The organism is Pseudoalteromonas sp. MelDa3 (genome assembly GCF_002863625.1).
In the GTDB taxonomy this organism is placed as follows: Bacteria; Pseudomonadota; Gammaproteobacteria; order Enterobacterales; family Alteromonadaceae; genus Pseudoalteromonas; species Pseudoalteromonas arctica.
Genome location: NZ_PJBR01000222.1, coordinates 1 through 12,375, shown reverse-complemented (window position 1 = coordinate 12,375; position 12,375 = coordinate 1). Strand labels below are relative to the sequence as shown.

Sequence of the window (12,375 nt, the reverse complement as noted above, 5' to 3'; positions counted from 1 at the left end):
ATTAAACACACAAAACGAACACCGCTAAAGATGCGCTAAGCGCTTATTTTAAATAATTTTATTGCATTATTTTTAGTGCATACGTATGCAGACTTTTTACAGAATTACAGGCTTCACGTATGCTTTTTGAAAATAACGTGATTAATCGTAATCACAATGAAGAATAGTCTAAATACTGTGTGGAATGACGGAGAAAAGCATGACCCAAAAGCAGTGGTATAAAGGTGCGGTTATTTATCAAGTTTATCCGCGTAGCTTTCAAGATAGCAACAACGATGGTATTGGTGACTTAAAAGGGATTATTAATCGTATTGATTACATTAAAAGCTTAGGCGTTGATGCAATTTGGATTTCACCTTTTTTCAAATCGCCGATGAAAGACTTTGGCTACGATATTAGTGACTACCGTGACATTGACCCGCTTTTTGGTGATTTAAACGATTTTGATGAACTTATTAGCCAAGCCCACGATCGCAACATTAAAATTATAATTGACCAAGTACTAAGCCATACATCAGATCAACACCAATGGTTTACAGATAGCCGCGAAAATCAAAATAACGATAAAGCGGATTGGTATGTTTGGGCTGAAGCTAAAGATGACGGCACATCACCTAATAATTGGCTGTCTATTTTTGGTGGTGGCGCGTGGCAGTGGGAACCTCGCCGTGGGCAATATTATTTGCATAACTTTTTAACCGAACAACCCGATTTAAACTTTCATAATCCTGACGTAAGACAAGCTGTACTTGATAACGTAGAGTTTTGGCTTAAAAAAGGCGTTGATGGCTTTAGATTAGATGCTATTAACTTTTGTTATCACGATGCACAACTTCGCGATAACCCAGCTAAACCAAAAGATAAGCGCCAGGGTCGTGGTTTTAGTGAAGATAACCCATACGCATTTCAGTATCATTACTACAACAACACTCAGCCAGAAAATATTGAGTTTATGCAAGACATTCGCACATTACTTAATAAATACCCAGGTACTGTATCGCTTGGCGAAATCTCATCAGAAGATTCATTGGCGACAATGGCGCAGTACACCCAAGGTGGCGATAAGCTGCACATGGGATATAGCTTTGAGCTCTTAACAAATGATTATTCAAGTGAATATATTAGAACTACGGTTCAAACTCTTGAACAACGTATGACTGAGGGTTGGCCGTGTTGGGCATTTAGCAACCATGATGTAGAGCGCGTAGCAAGTCGCTGGAGTGAAAATGGCGAAATAAACCCTCAGCAATGTAAAATGCTAACCGCCCTACTTGCTTCCCTTCGTGGCAGTGTGTGTATGTACCAAGGTGAAGAGCTTGGTTTAGGTGAAGCATCTGTTGCCTTTGAAGACTTACAAGACCCATACGGCATTACATTTTGGCCTAACTTTAAAGGGCGTGATGGCTGTAGAACGCCAATGCCTTGGGAGCAAGTTGATTCACCTCATGCGGGTTTTAGTGACGTAAAACCTTGGCTACCTGTTGATGATGCACACAAACAGCAATCAGTCGCTGTGCAAACTAATGATAGCAACTCAATTTTAAACGCCTATCGTGAGTTTATGGCGTGGCGCAAAAGCCAAACTGTTTTACTAGAGGGTGATATTGAGTTTATTGAAACGCCTGAGCCTGTGCTTGCTTTTTATAGAACGCTTGGACCGAAAAAAATGCTGTGCATATTTAATCTAAGCTCTCAACAAACAAGTATTGATATGCCCACATCAATCGTTAAAGAATATAATGAGCTTAGCCACCACAGCGCAAAATTAAGCCAAGACACACTTACGCTTGAGCCTTTCGCTTGCTTTTATGCAAAGTGTTAATGACATCAATAATTACACTTAATATTACAGCTAAGCTCTAAACATAAAAAGCCCAAGTAAATTACTTGGGCTTTTTTGTGCGTTTAATTTTTCTAATGACTTTGGGTTTTACTGTTTAAGTAGTCAGTTAAAGCAAATAAAACGCCTGACATTACAAACGTAACATGAATAGTCACTTTCCAAAGTAGCTCATCACTTGGATATGCGCCTGAGTTTATAAATACTTTTAATAACTCAACAGCAGAAATAGCGACTATCGCACTTATTAATTTCATCTTTAGACCTGAAAAACCAACTTTTCCCATCCAAGATGGTCTGTCTTCATGATTATCAATATTAAGCTTAGAAACAAAGTTCTCGTAACCGCTAAATATAATGATCAGCAATAACCCCGCTAATAATGCCGTATCAACTAAAGTTAGAATACCGACAAGTAACTCTTGATTTGTTGCTGTAAATGTCGCAATACCCATTAAATAAAGCTGCTTAAAAAACTTTATTAACAACAGTACAACTGCAAATAGTAAACCCACAAAAAATGGGGCTAGTAGCCAACGCCCTTTAAAAATAAAAGATTCTAATGCATGCTCTACTTTATTAGCTTGGCGTGGTTTTTTATTAGGGGTGTGTGATGACATTGATTTGTCTTTTAATTAAAAAAGCGACCTTAGCTTATAAACCACTGCAACACAATGCTGCGAAATCCTGACAAGTAAATTACTCATCCTCACGATAAAAAAATTTCGTTATCTTTTATTTCGTTTTCGTTTAAAAATCAGTATACCAACAGAGTTGTTCTGGATTGGGCACTACTGATTTAAACCTAATCTTAAACTGGGTAAATCAGTCATCACACCATTTTTTTAGGAATAAACGAATGAAAAAAGCATTGCTAGCATTAATCGTAGCTCCACTATTTGCAGTATCTGCGACTTACGCGGTAGCAGACGATGCGCCAACAGCTTCAGCCGAAATGGTAAAAGAATACACAGAAATGTGTGTTAACTGGGCTAAAGATGATGACGTAAGCAATGAAGAGCTAAATGCCTACGTATTAAAATGCGTAAATGATGAGCTTGAATCTGAAGGCTATAAAAAAGTATCTTCTGTTAAGATTTAATCATACCAATTGCATTAAATTAGTGATCTATTTTAGCGCTAAGAAAATAGCTCAATAGCAAGTGAAATAGCATGACATATAGTTGTTTTATATGAATGTTTTTTAACGCAGTGAGTGGGTTATTTAGTGCAATATAATGACCATTTTTTAATAAAATTGGTATCTCCAATACGCTTAGTTGAATGTACTGCTAATAAAGCCGTTGCGAAAACATTTAACTAGGCACAAAAAAACCGGAATAGACACAAGCTGTGCATTCCGGTTTTTTTATGGTTTTTTAAAACCTATAAAAAGTTATGAATAAGCGATAACGTGCTTATTCATCTTCTTTTTTAGCTTTCGCTTTAGGCTTTGCTTTAGCTGGTGCCTTTTTTGCAGCAGCTTTCTTTTTAGGTGCTGCCTTTTTCTTCGCTTCTTCTGTCCATTTACCTGCTTCATAATGAGCAGTCCAGCCAGTAGCTTTACCGTCAACTTCAGTCATAACATACTGAGCTTTATTTTTACGGCTGTAGCGTACAACAGCAAGATTACCATCAGGATCTTTAGCAGGTGCATCTGCTAAGTAATAAAACTTAGGCGAGATACGGTCTCTAAAGCGTTTTAACTCTTCTACCTTAGGTGCACGTGTTTCACGAGACTTAGGAAAAGTATTTGCAGCTAAGAATATACCAGCGGCGCCATCACGTAATACGAAATACGCATCTGACTTTTCACACTCTAACTCAGTAATGTGAACAGGATCTTCTTTTGGTGGAGCAGCTTCGCCACTTTTAAGTAGTTTACGTGTGTTTTTACACTCGTCATTATTACAGCCAAAATACTTACCAAAACGACCCGATTTAAGTTCCATGTCAGAGCCACATTTATCACATTCGATAATTGGTCCGTCATAGCCTTTAATTTTAAAGGTACCTTCTTCAACTATATGCCCTTTACATGCCGGGTTATTACCACACACATGTAATTTACGGGTTTCGTCGATTAGGTATGAATCCATTGCAGTTTCACAAATAGGACAACGCTTCATCTGCATTAACTTTTCAGTTTCTACATCTTCTACATCAGCTGCAACTGCTTCATCACCCGACACCAAGTTCATTGTTGTAGTACAACGCTCTTTTGGCGGAAGGCTGTAACCAGTACACCCTAGGAAAACACCAGTTGATGCCGTTCGTATACCCATTTTTCGGCTACACGTAGGACATTCAATATCGGTTTCAACCATCTCGTTAAGACGCATGCCACCGTTCTCTGGCTCGTCTTTAGCAACAGTTAATTGCGTTGAAAAATCAGCATAAAACTTATCTAGAACTTGAGTCCATACACGCTCGCCTTCAGCGATATCATCTAAACGGCCTTCCATTTTAGCTGTAAAATCAAAGTTCATTAAATCAGTGAAATTTTCAACCAAGCGATCGGTAACTATTTCACCCATTTTTTCAGCGAAGAAACGGCGGTTTTCTACACGTACATAACCACGATCTTGAATCGTTGATATAATTGACGCATAAGTAGATGGACGACCAATACCGCGTTTTTCAAGCTCTTTTACTAAACTTGCTTCACTAAAGCGCGCTGGCGGTTTAGTAAAATGTTGCTTAGGATCAAGTTCGATTAAAGTAAGGACTTCACCTTCTTTAACAGCCGGTAGTGATTGATCTTCTTCGTTTTTCTTACGTATTGCAGGTTGTACTTTTGTCCAACCATCAAAGCGGAGCACACGGCCTTTCGCTTTAAGCTGGAAGTCGTTAGCTGCAACAGTTAGTGTTGTTAAATCGTATTCAGCAGGTACCATTTGGCACGCTACAAATTGACGCCAAATTAGCTCGTACAGCTTTTTAGCATCGGCGTCTACACCTTCAACATGACCAGATAACACGGTAACGCTTGAAGGACGTATTGCCTCATGCGCTTCTTGTGCATTGCCTTTAGAGCTGTAGCTAATTGGATCTTTTGGTAAGTATTTAGCACCAAACTCGTTTGTTACATACTCACGACACATTTCAACGGCATCTTTCGAAAGATTAGTTGAATCAGTACGCATATACGTAATATACCCGCCTTCATACAAACGCTGAGCAAGCATCATGGTCTTTTTAACGCCATAACCTAAACGTGTGCTTGCTGCTTGCTGCATGGTTGAAGTAATTAATGGCGCACTTGGGCGACTTTTACTTGGTTTTTCTTCAACGCTAATTACTTTGTATTCTGCATTCTCAAGGCTTTTAACCGCTGCGCTAGCCTGAGCTTCATTTACAGGCTTAAAAGGCTTTCCTGCTTGTTTGGCTACTTCTAAACGTAACTCAGACTCAGTATTTTTAACGTCAGCGTGAATATCCCAAAATTCTTCAGGGATAAACGCCTTAATTTCACGCTCACGCTCTACTAATAAACGTACCGCAACAGACTGAACTCGTCCTGCAGAAAGTCCACGGGCCACTTTAGCCCACAACAAAGGTGATACCATAAAGCCAACAACACGATCTAAAAAGCGACGTGTTTGCTGAGCATAAACCATATCAGTATTAAGCTCGCCAGGTGTTTCAAACGCTTGCTGTATTGCGTTTTTAGTAATTTCGTTAAAAACTACGCGCTTATACTTAGCAGGATCACCACCAATGATTTCTTGAAGGTGCCAAGCAATTGCTTCCCCTTCTCTATCCAAATCCGTTGCGAGATATATTTGGTCTGCATTTTCAGCCAGCTTTTGTAATTCTTGAACAACTTTTTCTTTACCAGGCAGTATTTCGTAATGCGGATCCCAGCCTTGGTTTGGGTCTATACCCATACGCGCGACTAAGTTTGTATAATCTCGTTGCTTTTTATACGCTGCTTTCTCTTCAGGTTCCATTTTACGAACTTCTGCTGGCGTTTTAGTTGCCGGCACTTTAGCTTTGCTCGAACCTGAAGTAGGTAAATCTCGTACATGCCCAATACTGGACTTTACGATGAAGTCATTACCTAAATATTTATTAATTGTTTTAGCCTTAGCAGGAGACTCTACAATTACTAGCGATTTGCCCATAGTTGCCTATTTCTAACCAAATATTGAAAATGTGTTTTGCCGACATAAGCGGCGCGAATATTTATAGGTATATCTACAAACACTAGTTGTTACAAGCTTTTAATACAAACTTTTCAGTATTTACTGAATAAACGAACAATTTTTGTCGTTAAATTAAACAAACTAGTGTTTTTAGATTAATTGATGTGGAATATATAGAACAGAAACAAAAATGCCAACCTAAAGGTTGGCATTTTTTATTTTAAACTACTCATTAGCAATCAACTATCATCACTTATTGCAATTTGAGCTGTTGAAATGTTGCCTTTCCCTGTCGTAAATTCGACGGTTAAGAAGCCTTCAGTTTTATCATTTCCTTCTGCTTCGCGGCTAACTGATAGAGCTTCACCAAATGCAAACGTTGCATTTGAATTGCGAATATCAAAACCATCTGTACCGCTGTATTCACCATTATCAGTAGATATAGCTACGCTGGTACCTGCAGGCATTGGGTTATTATATATATCAGAGTAATAAACAGCGAAAGTTAACGCTGATAGCTGATTCCCTGAATCTGCAGTAGTTATGTTAATTGAACCCACATCACAGTAATCTGTATTATCAGTTGCTTCTAATCTCAAGATAATAGCGCCAGACTGAGTATCTGCTTGACGATAGATATAATTACACTCTTCGATATCCTGCGCGAGCTGCATAGCGTTATCAGTAAATACTGTAGGGTCATCTATAACTGTTTCTTCTAATGCTTCAGCAAAGCGATTACGTAGTTCACTTTTTGTTACCACAAATCTACTGTATGCGGTACTACCCGACATAATAATTTCAAAAGAATCACGAATATCAACTAGTTCTTTAGTACACAGACTTTCAAATGTGTCACCATCAGTTGGTGTTGTTGCTTCCGCTTTACATACTAAACCATTATATTTTCCATCAGCTAGCGTGTGCATACCATTGAGGTCAATATCCCAGTTTTCTTCAAAATGTCCAGCATTTGTATTCTCTGGGCTACATGGATCATCACTATCGCCTTCTTGACAGTTATCAGCGGCTTTTATCACTGTCGCTGTAACAGGATCATAAATACCAGCTAAGCCATCATAAACACCGTTTTCATTGTGATCGATAAATGCTTCTGTTAGATCATAGCCACTATAATATTCGTTGGTATCAAAACGCCCATTTCCGTTAATGTCAATGAACGATTCTTGACCTTTAGCGGTAACAAGCACTGTTGCACGACCACCAAGCGGGACGCCATTTTCATTGAAAGCAGCATTTAAAATACCGGCCATACAAGGTGCTGCAGAACCAAAGTAAAGATCACAGTTAAGTTCATTAGTTTCACTTTTAGGGTTAATGCTGTTAATCTTATTGCCCCATTTTGCATCTGTGAATGGTTTTGGGTTTTGTGAACGCCATTGAGCGACGCATTGACCGTCGACTGTATTACACTCAAGCTGCGCATTAAACTCTGTACCATCAATGGTACCAATAGCACCCCCTTCAGTTGTTAAGTATACCGATGTACCATCAGGAACAGGGTTGTTAAAATGATCAGCTAAATAAACATTAACTTCTTCAATATCACCGGTATAATTTAACGCTTCAATATTGAAGTTAGTTGGTGCAGCAGTGAAACTATTGCCATCAGGTAAACCCGAACTAATCGAAACTAAATCAGATACTGTTATTACTTGCTCATCTAATGAAACTAATGAGAGTTCTCCGGTTGGGCATGAAACATTAACATCACGCTCTGCGTCATCAAGAAGACACTCATCATAAAGTTCTTTCCAGCATGTAACGTTGTCGTTTTGGTCAGCTGGAATAAGTTCGTCTGGGATGTAGCAAGCTTGCACACGCACACCCTGAGGAACAAAACCAGAGTTCACTTGAATACGTGCTAAACCTTCAGAGTCTGTTGAAACACTAGCATGCGAATAACCGGTTGCATCTGTAACTTCAGAAAGTGATATGCCACCATTAGTCGAGCTTAAACGAAAGTCTAAGCGCTTTTGCTTAGCAGTATTACCTATTTCATCTGTTAATTTGAACGTAAGTTGGCTGATTTCTTTACGAGAAACTCCACCAGTCCCTTTTAGTGCAATTACATTTTCTGATGCTTCAACAAATTCAATCGAGCTTACTGCGGCAGCCGATACAGGTACATTAACTGTAACAACTTTTGGTGTACCACCAGTAAGCACTGTCGCTGTAACCGTATCGCCTTGTGATGTGTTACAGCCATTACTTCGGTATGTCGCTGTTGCAATACCACTAATACTCGTTGCAGTATCATCCATAACAGCAAGATCAGATTCAACACAACCAGATGTAAATTCAACATCTAGTGGAGTCACAAACAAATCTCCATTTGCATCATAAATATTTACTGAAATAACCGTTGTAGCTCCAGCTGCTAGCGGCACAAATTCGTTATCAATCACATTGCCAGCATCATCTAATTTATTATATAAACCATTCGAAATTTCAACACTTAATTCTGCTGTAGCGATTTCAAATGCTTTTGAAGCAGTAACTGATTTAGCAGTAACAGATACTTCTCCCGCACCACTGTTTGCTCCTGGCTGTAATTTTAAAATTGCAAAACCAAAGTTATCTGTTAGTGCTTTACCTGATTCTGGTAACAAGGCACCAAGGTCTGTAGATAACTCAGCTATAATGCCATCAATACCATCACCTGAACTTGTATCTGTGACTTTAATCATAACGTCAATAAGTTCATCAGAAGAGAATTGATTTACAACATTACAACCAGATGCTAGATATGTGCTTTCGAGGGATGTTGTGTTGCGATTAGCATCCCAATCACTTGTACAGCCTTGTAATAACTTGATATCAAGCTCTGCTTCAGCACTTTCCACAGGTGCATCATCACCATTTGAAATAAAGCCTGCAACTTTAGTAATGCTATTACCGCTTTCATCCGTATAGATGGCAACGACTTGGCCCGCACCTTTTGAATCACCGCTACTGAGCGTTACGGAAGCTTTACCACTCCCGTCTGTTAATGCCGTACCTAACACAGGTGTGATTTTACCTGTGTAGTTAGTTGTAAAAGAAATTAGCTGGCCTTGTAAAGGTTCATCTTCATCTAACAAGGTAGCGGTAACCGTCCCTTTATTATCTTTACTGACTGGATTTTCAGCTGTAAATGGCGAACCAGTAATATCTAAAATTGAAATATCTAGTTCAATACTTCCACTCACACTTGAGTCATCATTCTCAGAACCATCTGATGCAAATCCAAACGAATCACTGTAGGTGTCTACACCGTTAATATAGGTAGCAGTAATAATACCCGCCCCCGCAGTATCGCCTGCCGTAAGAGTGATCGATGCTACACCTTCAGTGTTAGTTAAAACCGTGCCAGAGACTGGGTCAAGTAAACCAATAGAATCCGCTAACGTGAATGTAATACGCTCGCCAGACACTGCATCACCATCTTCATTAACTAAACTAGCTCTTAATTCTAAAGGAGCATTAACAGTCACACTATTCGACTCAGTATCACTCGCTTTCAAATAACCTTTCAAACTTATTGTATAGGTTGATGTTTCCGTCGTGGAATCACCATCACTAATAGAGCCGTCTTTTTCAAGTGACCCACCGCCACCACAGGCTGTGAGTAAAAAACTTAGCAATGAAATGCCGAGCAGTCGCATTAAAGGCATGAACCTCTCCCTAGCGTTGTTATTATAATTAAAATTAATTTACACTTAATATTAACCTATAACTTAGTCTAAAATCACAGTTTTTTATTACTTTTTTGTGCAAAATATTTTTAAATAAATACTAACTTTTTCTGTAGTAAATATTTCCTTGCTGGTAGTCTATGGCAAATTTATAAAATGTAGATCAGGAAATATGTCAAAAATCCGTTCAATGAGTTTAACCACTCGCATCATGATTGGTATGGCGCTTGGGGTTACAGTAGGTTTTATATTTCAGGCTATATTAGCTGGTGAAGACGATTATCTAATACCACTTGGGTTATTCTCTTTGCCAATTAAAGCCTTTTTTGTTGATGGTATTTTCCATGTTGGTGGTCAAATATTCATTGCCAGCTTGAAAATGTTAGTTGTGCCTCTTGTTTTTGTATCGCTTGTTTGTGGTACCTGTAGCTTAAGCGACCCTAAAAAGCTAGGCCGCCTAGGTGGTAAATCTATTGGTTTATATTTATTAACTACAGCTATTGCTATAACAGTGGCGATTACACTTGCCTTATTATTTAGCCCTGGTGAAGGTATAAGCTTGCCATCTAATGCAACCTACGATGCTAAAGAAGCACCTACCCTTGCACGTGTAATTATAGATATGTTTCCTACAAATCCTTTTGAAGCAATGGCCAAAGGCAATATGCTTCAAGTTATTGTGTTTGCACTTTTATTTGGTGTAGCAATGGCATTAAGTGGTAAAGCAGGAAAACGTGTTGCTACCGTATTTGAAGATTTAAACACTGTGATTTTAAAACTAGTTACGCTTTTAATGAATATTGCCCCTTATGGCGTGTTCTTTTTAATGGCAAAACTGTTTACAACAATTGAGCTTAACTTAATTGTGAGCTTAGCGAAGTACTTTGGCGTTGTAGTGCTTGCACTGTTATTACATGCTTTTGTAAACTACACATTGCTTTTAAAAATATTAACGGGCTTAAACCCGCTTATTTTCTTAGCAAAAATGAAGCACACATGCTTATTTGCATTTAGTACCTCGAGCTCAAGCGCAACTATGCCTATTACACTTGAAACTGCTACTAAAAAGTTAGGTGCTAATAACTCGGTTGCCTCATTTACTATCCCACTGGGTGCTACCATTAACATGGATGGCACTGCCATCATGCAAGGTGTGGCTACCGTGTTCATTGCACAAGTGTTTAGTGTCGATTTGACAATATCTGATTATTTAATGGTTATATTAACAGCAACACTTGCCTCTGTAGGTACAGCAGGCGTACCTGGTGTTGGTTTAATAATGCTGGCAATGGTACTTAACCAAGTTGGCTTACCTGTAGAAGGGATTGCAATTATTATCGGTGTAGATAGATTACTTGATATGACACGTACAGCAGTTAATGTAACCGGCGATTGTATGGTTACCTGTGTTGTTGCCAAGTCTGAAGGTGAGCTAGATGAGAGCATCTTTAACGACCCTAATGCAGCTAAAGACTTAGAAGATTATCATAAATCTATTGATTCATAAGCTACATTTATATAGCTATAAAAAACCTTGATGCAATCCATCAAGGTTTTTTTTCGAGTAAAAATAATTAAACTGAATCCTGAAAAAGATTCTAATCTAAGGATTTAACGACTTAAACTTAGAAAGTAAGTTTATTCCCACTTTATTTACACCACTACTCAAGCCAAGAGCTAGCTTATCGCTCAACCCTTTTTTAACTTTGTATTTAATCTTATAAATTTGGCGCTCATGTTGCTGCTCTAGCAATGCATCATCACTTGTTTTTATAACATCTACCAAGCCTTTATCAATCGCTTGAGTTGCAAACCAATGCTCACCTGTCGCAACTAAGCTTATATCTAAGCTTGGACGTTGAGTGCTTACAAACGTTTTAAATAAATCATGTGTTTGTTCAATTTCTTCACGAAATTTTTCACGGGCCTTATCTGTGTTTTCACCAAATAAAGTAAGTGTGCGTTTAAATTCACCTGCTGTTATTTGCTCAAATTCAACATCATTTTTCTTTAATATTTTATTAAAGTTAGGTATTTGAGCTATCACACCAATAGATCCAACTATTGCAAAAGGCGCTGCAAGTATCTCGTCCGCGACACACGCCATCATGTAACCACCACTTGCTGCCACTTTATCAATTGCAACACTTAGAGGGATACCCGCACTTTTAATACGCTGTAACTGAGATGCAGCAAGTCCGTAGCCATGTACAACACCGCCACCACTTTCTAAACGAATAAGTACTTTGTCTTTACTTGGATCGGCAATAGAGATAATAGCCGTTATTTCTTCTCGTAAGCTTTCTACTTCGTGAGCGTCCATACTACCCACAAAGTCAATTACATATAAACGAGGTTTAGGCTCATCTTTATCTGCTTTTTTACTCTTTGATTTAAGTTGTTTTTGATGCGCTTTAAGCTCTTTTTTACCCAACGTATTTTGTAAAAAACTTTCTTTAAGTTCAACTAGCTGCTCTGATATATCATCAATTTGTATTTCACCTTTTTTGGCCTTTGGCTTAACTGCAGCGCCAACTATTAGCATTAAAACAACTGCGATAGCGATAACAAAAGTAACTGTTTTAGCAAAAAACAAACCGTATTCGTATAAAAATTCCAACTGGTTTCTCCATTTATAAATTTCAGCTAATTTAGCATGCTTTAAAGCAAAAAAAAGCCACTTTTCAGT

Annotated in this window: 7 protein-coding genes; 3 read left to right on the top strand and 4 right to left on the bottom strand. The window is 38.4% G+C overall.

Annotated features, from left to right (window positions below; genetic code table 11):
- The first annotated feature begins 199 nt into the window (after nt 1–199).
- Complete coding sequence (locus CXF89_RS19275) at nt 200–1,822, top strand: alpha-glucosidase family protein (protein WP_121955496.1); 1,623 nt, start codon at nt 200–202, stop codon at nt 1,820–1,822.
- Between the two features lie 92 nt (nt 1,823–1,914).
- On the opposite strand, the gene CXF89_RS19270 is transcribed toward CXF89_RS19275, so the two are convergent.
- Nucleotides 1,915–2,460, bottom strand: coding sequence for a TIGR00645 family protein (locus CXF89_RS19270; RefSeq protein ID WP_121955495.1), 546 nt, complete (start codon nt 2,458–2,460; stop codon nt 1,915–1,917).
- A 239-nt stretch (nt 2,461–2,699) separates the two neighbouring features.
- Between CXF89_RS19270 and CXF89_RS19265 the strand changes: the two genes are divergently transcribed.
- A complete protein-coding gene (locus tag CXF89_RS19265; RefSeq protein ID WP_007582596.1) occupies nt 2,700–2,942 on the top strand; it encodes a hypothetical protein in 243 nt (80 codons plus the stop codon).
- A 316-nt stretch (nt 2,943–3,258) separates the two neighbouring features.
- Here the strand turns inward: CXF89_RS19265 and topA are convergent, their stop codons facing one another.
- Together topA and CXF89_RS19255 are read right to left on the bottom strand one after the other, a co-directional pair.
- Complete coding sequence (gene topA / locus CXF89_RS19260; RefSeq protein WP_024592543.1) at nt 3,259–5,967, bottom strand: type I DNA topoisomerase; 2,709 nt, start codon at nt 5,965–5,967, stop codon at nt 3,259–3,261.
- A 260-nt stretch (nt 5,968–6,227) separates the two neighbouring features.
- Nucleotides 6,228–9,665, bottom strand: a complete 3,438-nt coding sequence (locus CXF89_RS19255) for an Ig-like domain-containing protein (protein ID WP_121955494.1) — start codon at nt 9,663–9,665, stop codon at nt 6,228–6,230.
- A gap of 193 nt (nt 9,666–9,858) precedes the next feature.
- On the opposite strand from CXF89_RS19255, the gene CXF89_RS19250 reads away from it, so the two are divergent.
- Nucleotides 9,859–11,193, top strand: coding sequence for a dicarboxylate/amino acid:cation symporter (locus tag CXF89_RS19250; protein ID WP_007582590.1), 1,335 nt, complete (start codon nt 9,859–9,861; stop codon nt 11,191–11,193).
- Between the two features lie 96 nt (nt 11,194–11,289).
- Here the strand turns inward: CXF89_RS19250 and sohB are convergent, their stop codons facing one another.
- Entirely contained in the window at nt 11,290–12,306 is a 1,017-nt protein-coding gene (gene sohB, locus CXF89_RS19245) for a protease SohB (RefSeq protein ID WP_121955497.1), read from the bottom strand.
- Between the last annotated feature and the right edge of the window lie 69 nt (nt 12,307–12,375).